This window comes from Variovorax guangxiensis (assembly GCF_003952165.1).
GTDB lineage: Bacteria > Pseudomonadota > Gammaproteobacteria > Burkholderiales > Burkholderiaceae_C > Variovorax > Variovorax guangxiensis.
The window spans coordinates 205,203-221,827 of the sequence record NZ_RXFT01000012.1; the positions used below are offsets into that span (position 1 = coordinate 205,203).

14 protein-coding genes are annotated in these 16,625 nt (G+C 69.0%); 5 read left to right on the forward strand and 9 right to left on the reverse strand.

Annotated features, from left to right (window positions below):
* Positions 1–11: 11 nt before the first annotated feature.
* Both EJP67_RS25175 and EJP67_RS25180 read right to left on the reverse strand, forming a co-directional pair.
* Positions 12–3,125, reverse strand: a complete 3,114-nt coding sequence (locus EJP67_RS25175; RefSeq protein ID WP_126024464.1) for an autotransporter outer membrane beta-barrel domain-containing protein — start codon at positions 3,123–3,125, stop codon at positions 12–14.
* A gap of 321 nt (positions 3,126–3,446) precedes the next feature.
* On the reverse strand, positions 3,447–4,115 hold the full coding sequence (locus EJP67_RS25180) for a TetR/AcrR family transcriptional regulator (RefSeq protein WP_126024465.1): 669 nt from the start codon (positions 4,113–4,115) through the stop codon (positions 3,447–3,449).
* Positions 4,116–4,197: 82 nt separating this feature from the next.
* Between EJP67_RS25180 and EJP67_RS25185 the strand changes: the two genes are divergently transcribed.
* Complete coding sequence (locus EJP67_RS25185) at positions 4,198–4,863, forward strand: O-methyltransferase (protein WP_126024466.1); 666 nt, start codon at positions 4,198–4,200, stop codon at positions 4,861–4,863.
* Positions 4,864–5,075: 212 nt separating this feature from the next.
* Entirely contained in the window at positions 5,076–6,302 is a 1,227-nt protein-coding gene (locus tag EJP67_RS25190) for an MFS transporter (protein WP_165909698.1), read from the forward strand.
* Here EJP67_RS25190 and EJP67_RS25195 read toward each other — a convergent pair.
* The 3 genes from EJP67_RS25195 to EJP67_RS25205 form a co-directional block, all read right to left on the reverse strand.
* On the reverse strand, positions 6,265–6,636 hold the full coding sequence (locus EJP67_RS25195) for a hypothetical protein (RefSeq protein WP_126024468.1): 372 nt from the start codon (positions 6,634–6,636) through the stop codon (positions 6,265–6,267). The two genes, EJP67_RS25190 and EJP67_RS25195, sit on opposite strands and share 38 nt — an antisense overlap.
* A 105-nt stretch (positions 6,637–6,741) precedes the next feature.
* On the reverse strand, positions 6,742–6,966 hold the full coding sequence (locus tag EJP67_RS25200; RefSeq protein ID WP_126024469.1) for a DUF1059 domain-containing protein: 225 nt from the start codon (positions 6,964–6,966) through the stop codon (positions 6,742–6,744).
* Between the two features lie 22 nt (positions 6,967–6,988).
* On the reverse strand, positions 6,989–8,050 hold the full coding sequence (locus EJP67_RS25205) for a class I SAM-dependent methyltransferase (RefSeq protein WP_126024470.1): 1,062 nt from the start codon (positions 8,048–8,050) through the stop codon (positions 6,989–6,991).
* A 146-nt stretch (positions 8,051–8,196) separates the two neighbouring features.
* Between EJP67_RS25205 and EJP67_RS34185 the strand changes: the two genes are divergently transcribed.
* Positions 8,197–8,661, forward strand: a complete 465-nt coding sequence (locus EJP67_RS34185; RefSeq protein ID WP_126024471.1) for a helix-turn-helix transcriptional regulator — start codon at positions 8,197–8,199, stop codon at positions 8,659–8,661.
* 16 nt (positions 8,662–8,677) lie between these two features.
* Here the strand turns inward: EJP67_RS34185 and EJP67_RS25215 are convergent, their stop codons facing one another.
* The 3 genes from EJP67_RS25215 to EJP67_RS25225 all read right to left on the reverse strand — a co-directional run bounded on the left by EJP67_RS25215 (position 8,678) and on the right by EJP67_RS25225 (position 13,479).
* On the reverse strand, positions 8,678–9,991 hold the full coding sequence (locus EJP67_RS25215; protein WP_126024472.1) for an MFS transporter: 1,314 nt from the start codon (positions 9,989–9,991) through the stop codon (positions 8,678–8,680).
* A 65-nt stretch (positions 9,992–10,056) separates the two neighbouring features.
* On the reverse strand, positions 10,057–11,697 hold the full coding sequence (locus EJP67_RS25220; protein WP_126024473.1) for a GMC family oxidoreductase: 1,641 nt from the start codon (positions 11,695–11,697) through the stop codon (positions 10,057–10,059).
* A gap of 144 nt (positions 11,698–11,841) precedes the next feature.
* The gene (locus EJP67_RS25225; RefSeq protein ID WP_126024474.1) at positions 11,842–13,479 is read right to left on the reverse strand and encodes a methyl-accepting chemotaxis protein; all 1,638 of its coding nucleotides are present in this window, start codon (positions 13,477–13,479) and stop codon (positions 11,842–11,844) included.
* Positions 13,480–13,827: 348 nt separating this feature from the next.
* Between EJP67_RS25225 and EJP67_RS25230 the strand changes: the two genes are divergently transcribed.
* Positions 13,828–14,649, forward strand: coding sequence for an IclR family transcriptional regulator (locus EJP67_RS25230; RefSeq protein ID WP_126024475.1), 822 nt, complete (start codon positions 13,828–13,830; stop codon positions 14,647–14,649).
* Positions 14,650–14,750: 101 nt separating this feature from the next.
* The gene (locus tag EJP67_RS25235; protein ID WP_126024476.1) at positions 14,751–15,962 is read left to right on the forward strand and encodes a DUF2252 domain-containing protein; all 1,212 of its coding nucleotides are present in this window, start codon (positions 14,751–14,753) and stop codon (positions 15,960–15,962) included.
* A 135-nt stretch (positions 15,963–16,097) separates the two neighbouring features.
* Here the strand turns inward: EJP67_RS25235 and EJP67_RS25240 are convergent.
* Positions 16,098–16,625, reverse strand: a 528-nt coding sequence (locus EJP67_RS25240; RefSeq protein ID WP_276312264.1) for a calcium-binding protein, incomplete at its 5' end; no start/stop codon positions are given.

The window sequence follows — 16,625 nt, forward strand, 5'->3', positions numbered from 1 at the left end:
GCGTCCGTGCATTACCAGCGGAACTTCACGCCCACGCTGCCCTCGATGCCGCTGCTCTTCGTGCGCACGCCGCCGCCCGAGGCCCAGAGCTTGCCCAGCTCCGCGTACAGGCTCGCGTTCTGCGTGAGCTGCAGCGTGGCGCCCGCCGCCAGTTCGGTGCTGGTGCCGCCGGTGCGCGTGGCGATATCGGTGTAGGCCGCGGGTCCGATGAAGCGGGCGGTGTCGGTGCCGCTGCCGTTGCGGTAGACGTTGAAGCGCACATAGGGCTGCAGCAGGCCGGCGGAGGTGGCGATCTCCCCTTTCACCCGCACGCCGGCGCGCGCCATCCAGCCGCTGTGGCTGTGCTGCTGCACCAGCGCGGCGGCGATGCCGCCGTCGTCCAGGCTGATGCGCTGGTGCACCAGCTGCAGCTGCGGCTCGATGGTCCAGCCCGGCGCGATGGCGAATGACTGGCCGACCTCGATGGAGGCCAGCAGGCTGCTGCCCTTGCCGGAGCTGGAATAGCTCAGCGCGGGCGATGCCGTGTAGTGATGGCGCCCGGCCTGCAGCACGCCGTCGACGTACAGGCCGCTGTCGTTCTTCCAGGTGGCGTAGGCGCCCAGGTACTGGCTGCGCAGGTCGTTGGAGCCGGCCGCGTAGTTGACGATGCCGCGCGCGAAGCCGTTCACGCGCATGTCGCCGTTGAGTTCGCCGAGGTAGACGCCGGCGCGCCAGTGGGCGTCGGCCCAGAGATCGGTGCCGGCCTGGAAGCCGGTGAGGCGTCCCTTGCTCGTGGGGTTCACGGTGCCGCCCTGGCTGATGGTGCGGTCGGTGCTGACGATGCGGGCCCAGACCTGGCGGTAGCTCCGGTCCTGCATGGCCGGGCCGGCGTCGTTGCTGCCGGGCGGGCCGTCGTCGCCGAAGCGCTGGCGCATGCTGCCGAGCATCGACAGGTTGGCCTGGCGGAACTGCTCGGGCAGCGCGGCGTACAGCGGCACTTCGGTGCGGTAGGTGGGCACGCTCACGCCCCCGCCGGTGCCGCCGCCGCTACCGGTGCCGCCGGTGCTTCCGCCTCCGCCGCCGTTGGCGGGAGGCGTGACCACGGCGCTGGAGCGCAGGTACCAGTTCTCGCCCGCGCCGCTCGCATCGGCGGCGTACAGCCGGTACTCGTAGGCGCCGGCATCGACGTGGCCGCCCGCGAGCGCAAAGGCGTTCTTCGTGGTCTGCGCGGTGGTGGTGGCGCCGTTGATCGCGCTGACGACCTCGATGCCATTGCCGGTGGTCAGCGCGCCGAGTCCGCCGAGGTTGGTGATCTGCACATTGGTCGTGCCGCTGGCGATGGCGGTCGCGCCGCTGAGCACCAGCCGGTCGCTCGCGCTGCTGCTGTCGCCCAGCGCGGTGCCCAGGCGCAAGGTGCCGCCGTTGCCGACCCACGGGCCGGTCACGGTGAGCGTGGTGCCCGGCGCGGAGCCGACGAGCGAGACGGTGCCGCCATTGGCCATCGACGCGATGGTCTGGCTCTGGCCGGCGAGGTCCAGCGTGGCGCCCGACGCGACCGTGAATGCGCTCGCGTTGCTGAGCGCATTGGCTGCTCCGGCGCGCAGGGTGCCGGCGTTGACGCTGGTGGCGCCGGTGTAGACGTTGGCGCCCGACAGCGTCAGCGTGCCCGCGCCGCTCTTCACCAGGCCGGCGGTTCCGGAGACGGGGCCCGACCAGCCCATGTCGTGCCCGTTGGTGTCGATGGTGCCGGTGCCGCCCAGCAGCAGCGGGCTGCTCAGGCTCAGCCCATCGGCGCCCGCGACGATGCTGGCGGTGGCGCCGCCGTCGATGGCCACGGCGCCCGTCAGCGCCGCGCCGGCGTTCAGCGTCAGGCTGTTGCTGCCGCCGGTGAACTCCACGGCCGCCGCGCGGGTGACGCCGTCGCCGCCCATGCCGCCGGTAATGCTGCCGCTGTGCACGATGCCGAGGTTGGCGCCCGACACGCCCACACCGCCCGCGCCGTTGGCGCCGCTCGCGCCCCCGTTGCTGCTGGCGCCGCCGACGCCGCCGTTGCCGCCGGTGATGGAGCCGCTGTTGGTGATCGTCGTGCTGGCGCCCGTCGCACGCAGGCCGATGCCGCCATCGCCGCCGGCGCCCGGTGAGCCGGTTCCGCCCGCGCCGCCGCCGCCGGCCCCCCCCGCGCCACCGGCGCCGCCGCTGACCGCCCCCGTGTTGGTCACCGAGACCGCGCTGCCCGCCAGCGTGATGCCGCTGCCGCCCGCGCCGCCGCCGCCGCCCGATGCGTTGGCGCGCGCCGGCAGCAGCTCGGAGCCGCCCGCGCCGCCGGCACCGCCGGCGACGACGCCGTTGTTGGTGAAGACGATGCCCGAGGTCGTCGCATTCAGGAAGAAGCCGGCGCCGCCGCTGCCGCCGCCACCGGCTTGCGAGAAGGCGTCGCCGCCCTTGCCGCCGGCGCCGCCGGTCGAGCTGCCGGTGGCGGTGTAGTTGCCGGTCGGCCCGATGAGGATGGAGCCGTAGCCTCCCGCACCGCCCCCGCCGGCCGCCCAGTAGCCGTTGCCGCCCGCGCCGCCAGCGCCGCCCGTGTAGCTGTCGGAAGAGGTGGTGACGCCACTGCCGATGGACGCGCCCTGGAAGCCGCCGCCGCCGCCGCCGCCGTAGCCGTTTCCGTTGCTGAAGTCGCCGGTCTGCGACTGGCCGGCCGCGCCGTTGTCGCCCTGCAGCACGCCGGGGCTGACGACGTTGCTGCCCGCGCCCGCCGCGCCGCCCGTGCCGGCGGTGGCGCCGGCGAAGGAGCCGATGTTGGCTGCGGAGCCGGCCGTCGGACCCGCGTCGGTCGACGATCCGCCGGCGCCGCCGTTCGCATTCACCGTGGTGTCGTTGAGCCCGCCGCTGCCGCCACTGCCGTCGGCACCGCCCGAGCCGGCGTGCAGCGAGGTGTCGTTGACGGGCTGGCCGCCCGCGCCGCCCGCCGCCAACGCCGGGCCGGCACCCAGCAGCAGCGCAGCGAAGGCAGGGGCGAGCGCGAAGGCAATGGCCATCGCCTCGGCCGGCTGTTGCGCCGAGCGCGCATGGCCGCGCGAGGTCTCGGGTGCGGCGACCCAGGTGCCGCGGGCTTGATTCCAGAGGGTCCGAAAAACCTTGTTCATGGCTTCCCAACTTGTTCGTTCGTCGCCTGAACGGGCAGGCTCCCGCGTGCGGGCGCGAGTCTGTCCTCCGCCTGCACATGCCGTCGTTTTCGATTTGCAAGCCAAAAATGTAAGTACGCGTTGCGGCGGGCGATATGCCCGGAAGCGGGTACCCAGGCGGGGGCCGATGGCTGCCGAGGCGGGTGCGGGCAATGCTCGCCTGCACCGCCGGTTGAGGCCCAGCGCGCTACGGGCGCAATGCCGTGTGGCGCAGGCATACCCTGAACTGCATCAAGAGGTAAGCGGTGTTTCGCGCGAAATACAAAGACAAAGGCGCGAGGGCTAGAGGCCTGCCGGTCGGCGAGGGCGCTTCTTCTTCTGCCCGTGCCCGAGGCTCTGGAGGTAGGCGCAGAACATGTCGGCCATGGCGTCCGAATAGATCTTGATCTCCGCGTCGGTGCGCGGACTTTCCGAGAACTGCTTGCCCACCGAGCTGAACGTGGTCGTGATCAGGTCGGCCGCCAGCGCCCGCGTATCTTCGCCGGCGTCGGGCAAGGCCTCGCGCATGAAGGCCTGCATGATGCGGTCGCCGGCGGCGCGTGCCTCGTGCGCCTCGGGCGCGTCGCGGTAGAGCGGGGCGGCGTCGTTGAGCGCCACGCGCATTCCGGCTTCCTCGCACTCCGACCGCACGAAGGCGTGCACCAGCATGCGCAGCCGCTCCAGCGGCGGGCGCTGCGCGTCTTCGAGGATGCCGCAGAGCATGTCGCTCGTCTGCTTCCACTCGTCGCTCTGCAGCCGGAAGAGGATCGACGCCTTGTTGGGGAAGTACTGATACACCGACCCGACGCTGACGCCGGCCCTCTCGGCCACGCGCGTGGTGGTGAAGCGCTGCGCGCCTTCCTTCTCCAGAACCTGAAGGGCTGCCTCGAGGATGGCCGCGACGAGGTCGTTGGAGCGGGCCTGCTTGGGCTTTCTTCGGGAGGAGATCGGCGGGTTCTGACGGTCGGCCATGGGCGAGGTTCGCAACGCGAATAGGAAATGTGAATGTTCCTTCATATTATTGGCCAACCTTCACTCCGACACGAAGAACCCCGTGACAACCCTCACCAACAAACCACTGGCGCCCCTGCTGGAGCGCCTGTTCGCCGAGGCCGCCGAGGCATCGCCCGCGATGAGCGCGGCGGTCGCCGGCCTGTCCGACGAAGAGCGCTCGAAGCTGATGCGCAGCAAGACCGGTTACATCGATCTCTACGCGCGGCTCAAGGACGTTCCGCTGCCCGTCTCGCGCGAGACCGGCCTGCTGCTCTACATGCTGGCGCGCAGCGGCGGCGCGCGGAACATCGTCGAGTTCGGCACTTCCTTCGGCATCTCGACGCTGCACCTCGCCGCCGCCCTGCGCGACAACGGCGGCGGCCGCGTCGTCACCACAGAGTTCGAGCCCTCCAAGTTGGCGCGCGCCCGCCGCAACCTCGAGGCTGGCGGCCTCGCCGACCTGGTCGAGATTCGCGAGGGAGACGCGCTGCGCACGCTCGCAGCCGACTTGCCCGGGTCGATCGACCTGCTGCTGCTCGACGGCGCCAAGGCGCTCTACCCGGAGATCCTCGCGCTGGTCGAAAGCCGCCTGAGGCCCGGCGCATTCGTCGTCGCCGACAACGCCGACTACTGCCCCGAGTACCTCGCGCATGTGCGCTCGCCCGCTTCGGGCTACATGTCCACGCCCTTCGGCGATGACGTCGAACTGTCGATGCGGCTCGCATGAAACCGGCCGGCCTTCGTCTGTCGAGCGGCATCGAGCAGCCCGGCTGACTACCGCCACCACTCCAACGCGGACGCCACGGTGTCCGCAGTGCCAGTCGCACTGGCCGTAAGCGTCTGACGTCAACCAACGCACTCCACGACCCTTGCCGGTCGGGGTGCGTTCGCATGCGCGCTCCGGTCGGCCAGGAGAACACCACGAACCTGGACGACACCATGACTTCTCCATCGACACGGGCCACGACTTCATCGTCATCGCCACCATCATCGACGCGCGACCCCGCGCAGGGCCGCCTGCTGCTGCTGACGGTCATCCTCTTCATTTCCTATCTCTGCGTCGGCATGTCCCTGCCCGTCGTTCCGATCTTCGTGACGGGGCAGCTCGGGCTGGGCAACGCGTGGGCCGGGCTCGGCGTCGGCATTGCCTTTCTCGCCACCGTGCTGAGCCGGGCCCATGCCGGCACGCAGTCCGACCGCGCCGGGGCCAAGGCCGCGGTGTCGCGCGGACTGGTCTTCTACGTGAGCGGCGCACTGGTCTCGCTGGTCGCCGGCCTGCTGGTGCAGTCGCCCTGGACGGCCTACCTCGTCCTGCTGGCGGGCCGGCTGCTGGTCGGCCTCGGCGAAAGCCTGGTCGGCGTCGGCATCATCGGCTGGGGCATCGGGCTCGTCGGCCCGGTGCGCTCGGGCAAGGTGCTGGCGCTGGTGGGCGCCGCCATCTACGGCGCGCTGGCGGTCGGCGGGCCGATCGGCCTCGCGCTGCAGCAGCGCTTCGGATACGCCGGCGTGATGAGCGTCGGCGTGATCCTGCCCTGCCTCGGAATGCTCGCGATCTGGCGCATGGCCGGCGTGCCCGCGCATCCGGGCGCCGAGCGGCCGCCGTTCTGGCGCGTGATCGGCCAGGTCTGGCCGCACGGCACCATCGTGTGCCTGCAGGGCATCGGCTTCGCGGCGATCGGCGCGTTCTTCACGCTGCATTTCCTCGACCAGCACTGGCGCTACGCCGGGCTGGGCCTGACGGCCTTTGGCGGCGGCTTCGTGCTGGTGCGCGTGCTCTTCGGCCACCTGCCGGACCGCGTGGGCGGACTGCCTGTGGCCATCGGCTCGCTTGCGGTAGAGACGGTGGGTCAGGCGCTGATCTGGAGCGCTTCCGATCCTGTGGTTGCCCTTGTCGGCGCGTTCCTCACGGGGCTCGGCTGCTCGATGATCTTTCCGTCCATGGGGCGAGAGGTCGTGCATCTGGTGCAGCCTCATCTGCGCGGCACGGCGCTGGGCGGGTTCTCCGCCTTCCAGGACGTCGCCTACGGGCTGACGGGCCCGCTGGCCGGGCTGCTCGCGGACAGGGCTGGGTACGGCGGCGTGTTCCTTGCCGGCTGCGGCGCCGCGGCGATGGGGCTGGTTATCGCGATCAGCCTTCGCCGGGCTCGGACACGCTCTCGGCCCTGACCTCGAAGGCGGCCTTCGCCTTCAGTTCGGCCTCGAGTCCGGCCTTCAGTTCGACGGCGACCCTCTCGGGGTCGCGGCGCAACTCCACGATGTCGCGCTCGCCGACGCACAAGCCCTCGAGCCGCACGTAGATGCGCGAGAAGTCGCCACCCATTGCGCGCGCCACGTCGCCGAGGCATTCGGCCAGCGTGGCGAAGCCGCCGTTGCGGTACGAGCTGGGAGGTATCACGCCCCTGGAGCGGGGCGCGCGAACGGAGTAGGCGTAGGACGAAACTTCCTTCCGCAGCTCCACCACGGGCTGCAGGCAGCGCTGTGCTTCCCCTGTTCTCTTCATGGCCGCAGTGTAGATGCGGCGATACCCGGTGGCCAGCCGGCCATCGGTCAGCCAAGAGTCAGGGACCGGCCGGCGGCGCAGCGACCGCCGCGGCCGGCTCAGCTGTCAGGCGGGCAACTTCTGCGCGGCAGGCGCCTGCAGCGGCGGCGTGCCGGTCTTGAACATGCTCGCGAGCTGCTTGCGCAGCTCGGGCGTGTCGGTGTGGCCGTGAACGGTCACGGCGTGCTGCACGGCGGCATCGAGCAGCTCGCTCTCGCTGTCGGCGCTGAGCGCGACGCTGCAGTTCATGGTGCTCGGGTATTCGCGGCAGTCGATGTATTGGCGTGACATGGCGGCAGCTCCTTGGATGTCCTCACGGACGTGCTTCGAAGATCAGGTTGAAGGGCGTCTCGCTGGCGCGGCGGAAATGCGCGAAGCCGCCCTTGGAAGCCACGTCGCGAAGCCGCGCCTCGCCGGCCTGCGCGCCAAGGCACAGTCCCACTTCCTGCGAGCGCGAGGCGGGCGTGCAGATGAAGTTCGAGGCCGAATAGAACACGCGCCCCACCGGGTTCATGTTGTCCTCCAGGCGGTCGTTGGCGAAGGGCTCCACCAGCATCCAGGTGCCCTGCGGCTTCAGGCTGCCGCGCACGTGCGCCGCCGCGCCCACCGGGTCGCCCATGTCGTGCAGGCAGTCGAAGAAAGCGACGAGGTCGTAGTCCTTGCCCGGGAAGTCCTTCGCGCTCGCGACCTCGAAGCTCAGGCGCTTCGGATCGTCGATGCCTGCCTTGCGCGCCGTCTCGCGCGCACGCTCGATCGAGGGGGCGTGGTAGTCGAAGCCGACGAAGCTCGACTCGGGGTAGGCCTGTGCCATCAGCAGCGTGGAGGCGCCGTGTCCGCAGCCCACGTCGGCCACGCGCGCGCCGCGTTCGAGCGCGGCGGAAACGCCTTCGAGCGCCGGTATCCACTGGCTCACAAGGTTGGCCGCATAGCCCGGCCTGAAGAAGCGCTCGGTGCCGTGGAAGAGGGCGGGGTCGTGCTCGTGCCAGCCGATGCCCAGGCCGGTGCGCATGGCCTGGACCATCTTGGGTACGGCCTTGAACTGCGCCACGGCGATCTGGAACGCGCCAGGCACGAAGGCCGGGCTGCCTTCCTCGGCGAGCGCGAAGGCCTGCTCTTCGGTGAGCGAGAAGCGCTCGCTCTTAGGGTCGTACTCCACATAACCGCTGGCGGCCTGTGCCGAGAGCCACTCGCGCAGGTAGCGCGGATCGGTCTCGGTGCGTTTGGCCAGCTCTTCCACGGTGCCCGGTCCTTTCGCCATTTCCTTGTACAGGCCGAGCTGGTCGCCCACGACGATGGTTGCGGCGTGCATCACGGCGCCGATGTCATGGACGAAGTTACCCATGAACGCGTTAAGCCTTGTTTCGTCGATAGCCATGTGTTTCCCCTTCGCCGGCGGACGGCTCGCGCGCCTCTTGCCTGCATATACTGGGCTCGCGGCAGAGGGACGAAGAGCGATCCTCCGTCCCGATGCGTACGGGCGCCATACGCAGCAATGCGTATGCACGAAGAAAGGGGCATGCCATGACGCATCTCACGCGCGGCGACTGCGCGAGCGCACTCCGCCTGCTGGAACAGCTGGAATCCGGGCAGTCGCCCGTGCGGCATCACGGCGTGCATGCAATCCGGCGCAACGCCGCGAAGGCGCCGGGCCGGCGAGAGTTCCGCCGCGCCTCGATGCAGGCCGAGCACTATCGCCGCGCGGGGCTGGAGCATGTGGTCGCGGTGGCGTTGCTGTACCGGCTGACCTGCGCGGATGTATCCGCGCGCGCCGTCTCGCCGCCAAAGCGCACTCCGGCCCTCACGCCGCGCGAAGGCGAGGTCATGCACTGGCTGGCGCGCGGCAAGACCGACGCCGAGATCGCCGCCCTGCTCCAGATCAGTCCGCGCACGGTGCACAAGCACCTGCAGCACGTGTACGTGAAGCTGGGCGTGGAGACGCGCACCGCGGCCGTGATGCGCGCGCTCGGCATAGGCAGCGCGCTCTGAAAGGTTTGCGCGGCCCTCAGCGCGAGGCCACCGCCGCCGGTGCATCCGCAGGCGAGGCACCGCGCCCGATCATCCACGCGCACACCGCCGACACCACGCCCGCGAACAGCACGTACAGGCAGATCTGCCATGGCTCGCCGCCGCCCGACTTCAGCAGCGCCGTCGCGATGATCGGCGTGATGCCCGAGGCGAAGATGCCCGAGAACTGGTAGACGAAGCTGATGCCCGTGTAGCGCACCTTCGCGTCGAACAGGTCGCAGAAGAGGGCGGCCTCCGGTCCGTACACCGAGGCGTAGAGGATGCCGAAGGGCACGATGATCGACAGCCACACCAGCAGCACGTTGCCGCCGCTGTGCGTCATGAGCCAGAAGCCCGGGAACGCCGACACGGCCGTGATGAGCGAACCCCACATGTACACGCGCGGGCGCCCCAGCCGGTCGGACATGCGCCCGAAGAAGGGAATGGCGAAGCACATCACCACCGCCGCGGCCATCACGCCCAGCAGCGCCTCGGTGCGGTTGATCTTGATCGTGCTCGTGAGGTAGTTGATGGAGAACACGCCGAAGATGTTGAAGAACACGCCGTCGATGTAGCGCGCGCCCATGCCCTTCAACACGTTGCCGGGGTAGCGGCGCAGCATGTCCATGAAGGGAATGCGCAGCTCGGCGTTGCGCGCCTTCACGGCCGCGAACTCCGGCGTTTCCTTCACGTGCAGGCGGATGTACATGCCCACCATCACCATCGCGCCCGAGATCAGGAAGGCGATGCGCCAGCCCCACGAGAGGAACTGCTCGTCGGTCAGCAGCCACGACAGCAGCGCCACCACGCCCGAGGCCATGCACAGGCCGATGGCCAGCCCGATCTGCGGCAGCGAGGCGTAGAAGCCGCGCTTCTCCTTCGGCGCGTATTCGTAGGCCATGAGCACCGCGCCGCCCCATTCGCCACCCAGCCCGATGCCCTGCGCCACGCGCAGCAGCAACAAAAGCAGCGGCGCCGCGATGCCGATCTGCGCGTAGGTGGGCACCAGTCCGATGAGGAAGGTGGCCACGCCCATGATCATCAGCGTGATGATGAGCATGCTCTTGCGGCCGATCTTGTCGCCGAAGTGGCCGAAGATCACGCCGCCCAGCGGCCGCGTGACGAAGCCCACCGCGAAGGTCGTGTAGGCCAGCAGGGTCGACACCACCGGGTCGCTGCCCGGGAAGTAGAGCTTGTTGAACACGATGCCGGCCACCACGCCGTACAGGAAGAAGTCGTACCACTCGATGGTGGCGCCCACCAGGGCCGAAACCACCACCCTGCGAATCGCTTTCTCGTCGCTTGCGCTCATGTCTGTCTCCGATGAGGTTGTCGTGGCGGTCTCTGCGGACCGTGGGGTTCGTTCGATGCGGGAACTCACTGCGCGGCGGCTGCCGCTCTCGCGTCCTCTCTGATCAGGTCGACGGCCTTCTCGGCCATCATCACGGCGGGCGCGTTGGTGTTGCCCGACACCAGCGTCGGCATCGCCGAGCAGTCGATCACGCGCAGCCCCGCCACGCCGTGCACGCGCAGGCGCGCGTCGACCACCGCGAGCGCATCGGCGCCCATGCGGCAGGTGCCGGTGGGGTGGAAGATGGTGGCGCCGTTGTTGCGGCAGAACTCCAGCAGGTCGGCGTCGCTCGCCGCGCCGGGGCCGGGCTTCACCTCGCGCTTGACGTAGGGGCGCATCGCGGGCGAATCGGCGATGGCGCGCGCGGCCTTCACGCCGGCCACGGTGGTCGCGCGGTCCAGTTCGGTCGAAAGGTAGTTGGGCTGCATCTCGGGGGGCTCGGCCGCGTCGAGCGAGCGGATGCGCACGTGGCCGCGCGACTCGGGCCGCAGCTGGCACACCGACATCGTGAAGCCCGAATACGGATGCACCTTGCCGCCCGCCATGTCGGCCGAGAGCGTGGCCACGTGGAACTGGATGTCGGGCGTGGCCGCCACCGGCCGGCCCTCGGCATCCTTCAGCGCGCGCATGAAGCAGCCGCCCTGGTTGATGCCCACCGCCAGCGGGCCGGTGCGGTGCAGCAGCCATTCGAGGCCCATGCCCATCTGTCCGAACCAGGAGTTGAGCTGGTCGTTGGTGGTGATGGGCTTGGTGCATTCGTAGCCCAGGCGGATCTGCAGGTGGTCCTGCAGGTTCTCGCCGACGCCGGGCAGCTCTTGCACCACCGGAATGCCGAAGCGATCGAGCAGCGCGCGCGGCCCGATGCCCGAGAGCTGCAGCAGCTGCGGCGACTGCAGCGAGCCGGCCGACAGCAGCACCTCGCCACGGCAGCGTGCGGTCTTCAGTTCGCCGCGCTGGCGGTAGGCGATGCCCGTGGCGCGCCTGCCATCGAACAGCAGCCGCCCGGCCATCGCCTCGGTCTCGATGCGCAGGTTGGGGCGCCGCTTCACCGCCGGCGTCAGGTAGGCCTTGGCCGTGCTGCAGCGCCAGCCCTTGTGCGTGGTGAGCTGGTAGTAGCCGGCGCCTTCCTGCGCGGCGCCGTTGAAGTCCTTCGTGCGCGGCACGCCGGTCTGCACGGCGCCGTCGATGAAGGCTTCGATGAGTTCGTGCTTCGCCGCGATGTCCGAAACCTTCAGCGGCCCCTCGCCACCGTGGAAGGCGTCGCCGCCGCGCTGGTTGCCTTCCGACCTGATGAAGTAGGGCAGCACTTCGTCGTAGCCCCAGCCGGCGTTGCCCAGCGCGGCCCAGTGGTCGTAGTCCTGGCGCTGGCCGCGGATGTAGATCAGGCCGTTGATCGAGCTGCTGCCGCCCAGGGTCTTGCCGCGCGGCCAGTAGATGCGCCGGCCGTTCATGTTCGGGTCGGGGTCGGTCTCGAAGCGCCAGTTGTAGGTGGGGCTCCACATCGTCTTGCCGTAGCCGATGGGCAGGTGGATCCACAGCGACCGGTCCGCCGGGCCGGCTTCGAGCAGCAGCACCCGCGTGGCTGGGTCTTCACTGAGCCGGCCGGCCAGCACGCAGCCGGCGGAGCCCGCGCCGACGACGATGTAGTCGAACTCTTCTTCAGGCATGCAATGGTCCCGGGGGAAGTTCTGGAAGGGCGAGCGCCCTTGTTCGAACCGATCCTAGATCATTGATTTTCGGAACGCAATGTTCCGTTTTTAACGTTTACCCGCATGCCGAGCCGGGTGGCGGCGGGGCGGGCCTTCCGATTCCTAAGCCAGTGCGCTATCCGCCGAGAGCCGAAGCACCGGCTCGGCGGCGCGCTCGGCAACGGCGCCGGGATGCGGCTTGCCGACCCGGAAGGCCGAGACCGCCTGCATCAGCTGCTCGACCTGGATGTTCATGCTCTGTGCCGCGGCCGCGCTCTGTTCGACCAGCGCCGCGTTCTGCTGCGTGGCCTGGTCCAGCTGCGTCACGGCTGCGTTGACCTGCGCGACACCGGCGCTTTGCGCGGAGCTGGCCGTGCTGATCTCGCCGACGATGGTTGCGACCCGCCTGATGGAATCGACGACCTCCGCCATGGTGGCGCCCGCGCGGTCGACCAGCGCCGAGCCGGCCTCGACGCGATCGACGCTCGCGCCGATCAGCGCCTTGATCTCCTTCGCGGCGTCGGCCGAGCGTCCCGCGAGGCTGCGCACTTCGGAGGCGACCACCGCGAAGCCCCGGCCCTTCTCGCCCGCGCGCGCGGCCTCCACGGCGGCGTTCAGCGCAAGGATGTTGGTCTGGAACGCGATGCCGTCGATCACGCCGATGATGTCCGCGATCCGCTTGCTGCCGTCGTTGATGCTCTTCATCGTCTCCACGACCTGCACCACGACTTCGCCGCCGCGCATCGCCACGCTGCTCGCGCCGTGGGCGAGCCTGTTGGCTTCGGTCGCGCTGGCGGCGTTGCGCCTGACGGCGGCGTTGAGTTCTTCCATGGAGGCCGCGGTTTCCTGAAGGGAGGAGGCCTCGGCCTCCGTCCGGCGGGAAAGGTCGTTGTTGCCCTGGGCGATCTCCGCGCTCGCGACGGCGATGCTGTCGGCGCAGGAGCGGACCTGCCCGATCAGCGCGACCAGCTGGCGCCGCATGGCGACCATGGATGCCAGCACGCTGCCCTGCGGCGCCTCGTGCGCGCCGTCGATCTCGCTCAGGTCGCCGTCGGCGACCCTGTGGGCCGCCACGCTGAGCATGGCTGGCTCGCCGCCCAGCGCCGAGAAGAGACGGCGCGCAATGAAGACGCCGAGCGCCACCGCCGCGAGCACCGCGAAGCAGCTCAGCGCGAGCAGCAGCGTCAGTTGCCTTGAATAGGCCGCCGCGGAAGCCTCGACATCCTTTTGCGATATTTCCGCGTTGTAGTCCGCGTATTCGACCGAGGCGAGCAGCAGCTGCAGGAGCAACGGCCTGCACGCGGTATTCATTCTTTCGATCGCCTCCTCGCGTTTTCCGGCGGCGGCGAGTTCGACGATGGAAAGGGCAATGGGCAGGTATTCCCTCTCGGTTTTTTCCATCTTTTCGAAGATGGCCAGTTCGCGCTGCGTCACATCGCTTTCCGTGTCGAGCGCTTTCTTGAGTTGCTTCAGCGCGGATTGCAGCTTCTCGTTGCTGTCGACCGCCATCGCCTTGGCCCGATCGCGCTCCGCCGCCGATTGCACGAGCACCATTTCGCGCACGCCGATGGCCCTCCGGCTGGCGGCGATGCCGATCTCGGCCGTCAGCGCCTTGCGGTGCGCGATGCCGGCGACGTAGCTGGAGAACCGGTGGTCGGCCGCATTCAGCGAACGCAGTGCCAGCAGGCTCACAAGCAGCACCAGCAGCGCGAGGATCGTGAAAGTCCCGGCGAGCAGTTTCCGGGTCGAGATATTTTTCATGGGTCCGGTGTCAGGGTAGGAAAAAGCGGGATCGCAATAAGCGCCGTCGGAATTGGGCGCTCTTCGATCGGCGCGAATTCCGTGCTTTTCTTTTCGGTCGGGATTTCAGGTTCTTGAGGCCATGCGCGGCCTTTTTTTTGATCACAAATTCATCGAATTTGTTTACGAAAAAATTCCCGGACATTCTTTTGGGAGCCCAGCCGAATCCGCCTGCCTTTTGCCGCACTGCATGCGCTGAATGGGGCCTGGAGATAGCGGGGCCGGGCAGTGGAACAATCGCCGTGGCCAGGCTGCGTCCATGGCCATACCTTTCCGGACCGACTTCTTTTCTTCACAAGGTTTATCCGCATGCCACGTTCCGCGCGCGCATCCGCCGCAGTGATTCCCGCCGCAGCGCCCCTCCAGGACGACGCGGAGTCCGCCGGCGTCTCCGGTTCCTCCGCCGAGCGCAGCCTGCGCCTGCTGGCGCTGCTCGCCAGCGAAGGCCGCGCGCTCACGCTGGCCGACCTGGCCGCGCAGCTCGGCCTGCCCAAGGGCACGGCGCACCGCATCTGCACGCAGCTGCTGGCAACCGGCTTCCTGGCGCGCGACGTGGACGAGCGCTCGTTCACCGTCGGCCCCGCGCTGCGCCGGCTGGCCTTCGACACGCTCAACCACGGCGTGGTGCGCGGGCTGCGGCACGAGGTGTTGTCGGCCCTGGTGCGCCAGGTCGGCGAGACCTGCAACCTCACCACCCTCGACGGCGCGCAGGTGCTCTACCTCGACCGCGTCGAGGCGCAATGGCCTCTGCGCCTGACGCTCGACGTGGGCTCGCACGTGCCGCTGCACTGCACGGCCAGCGGCAAGCTCTTCCTGGCGCAGATGCAGGCAAAGGAGCGCGATGCGTTCATCGACGGACTGCCGCTGGAGCGCATGACGCCCAACACCATCGTCAAGGCAGGCGCGCTGCGCGCCGAGTGCGAGGCAATCGCGAAGCAGGGCTACTCCTGCGACCGCGAGGAATTCATCGCCGGCCTCGTGGCGGTGGCCGTGCCGGTGCGCGATGCGGCCGGCGCGGTGCGCGCAGCGCTGGCCGTGCATGCGCCCACGGCGCGCATGTCGATGGACGACGCGATCGGACGCATCGATGCGCTGAAGGCGGCGGCGCAGAAGATGGCCGGGCTGCTCTGACTTCGGCCTCTTCAGCCTCGCAGCTTCGTCAGCTTCGAGTGGGCGAGCGGCAGCAGAATCCGCCGCTCGCGACCCGCGCAAGAGGAAGAAAGACGAAACGCATGCCCAACGCCGCCAAGACCATCCGCAGCTTCAACGCCGGGCGCGATCCGGAACGATTGGCGATGAAATACGCCAACCTGCGCTCCAGCCCCTTCGTCTTCCTGCGCGGCACCTGCCACCTGTTCTACGACCGCCTGCCGGCCGGCGCGCTCTTTTCCAAGGCCCCCACTGCATGGCTGTGCGGCGACGCGCACCTGGAGAACTTCGGCAGCTACAAGGGCGACAACCGGCTCGTCTACTTCGACCTCAACGACTTCGACGAAGCCGCGCTCGCGCCGGTGACGTGGGAGCTGGCGCGCTTCCTCTCCAGCATCCTGGTGGCGGGCGAGGGCCTGTGCAAGAGCACCGCCGATGCAGATGCCCTGTGCAGGACCTTCCTCGATGCCTATGCCGGCGCGCTCGTGCTGGGCAAGGCCCGCTGGATCGAGCGCGACACCGCAGGCGGTCTCGTCAGGGACCTGCTCGACACCCTCAAGGCACGCACCCGCCCCGCGTTCCTCGACCGGCGCAGCGACCGCAAGGGCCGCAGGCGCTCCATCCGCTGCGACGGCAAGCACGCGCTGCAGGCCACCGAGGCGCAGCGCGAGCGGGTCACCAGGCTCATCGACAACTTCGCCGCCTCGCAGCCCAACCCCGGCTTCTTCAAGGTGCTCGACGTGGCCCGCCGCATCGCCGGCACCGGCAGCCTCGGCGTGGAGCGCTACATCGTGCTGATCGAAGGCAAGGGCTCGCCCGACGCCAACTTCCTGCTCGACCTGAAGCAGGCGCTGCCGTCCTCGCTCGTGCCGCACCTGAAGAAGACGAAGCAGCCCGAATGGCCTTCGGAGGCGCACCGCGTGGTCGGCCTGCAGCGCCGCATGCAGGCCGTGTCGATGGCCTTCCTGCATCCCATCGTCGGCCGCAAGTCTTCGTACGTGCTGCGCGGCCTCCAACCCAGCGAAGACCGCGTGATGCTCGATGTGAACCGCACGCGCCTCGCCGACATCCGCGGCGTGATCGCCGAGATGGGCCAGCTCATGGCCTGGGCGCAACTGCGCAGCTCGGGCCGCCAGGGCTCGGCCATCGCCGATGCGCTGATCGACTTCGGCGCATCGGCGAAATCATGGCGCAGGGACTTGCTGGATGCTGCGCATGAGTGTGCGGCGCAGGTGGTGGAGGATTGGGGCCTGTATTGCGAGGCGTATGACGCGGGGGCTATGGTTCCGTCCTGATTGAGCCATGGTTTCCTAGTCCCGTGTCGCTCAGCATGTTGGATCCGGTGTCTTGTCGCTTCGCCTTCAATAGAAATTGGGCTGCCTCTGGTTCTCCAGAGGCAGCCCAACACTCACTCACAAGCAGTTCGCGGATTACTGCCAGTTTGCGGCGATTACCGAGTTCAACCCACTTTGATGGGTGTTTGGCAACGTTGTTTGTCCTGCGGCCGGCGGTGAGAATGCAGCCATCGCGTCTACAAGACTTTGCACTCGGCTGTCGAGCAAAGTCTTCCCGTCCGCTGTCTTGAACTGCTCGATGCGATAACTGCTCGATGCGTACCAGTTACTGATGGTCAGCCGGTTGTCGGTGCCAATGATGTCGATCGAGAGATCGCTGCCACTCCTGCTGAACCAAAGCTGGTCTGCTGAAACATTTACCCCGAACCGAGCAATGTCGATGTTGCCTGAGGTGGTGTCGTAGTCGTAGACGGTATCGCGTCCGGAGCCGCGTCCGAAGAGGTAGGAGTCGTTGCCGACACCGCCATTGAGCGTGTCGTTGCCTGCGCCGCCGTCGAGCGTGTCGTTGCCGGCCTCGCCGTTGAGCGTGTCGTTGCCGTCGCCGCCTTGCAGCAGGTCGGCACCGTAGCCGCCGTTCAAGGTGTCGTCCTGCGCACCGCCGAA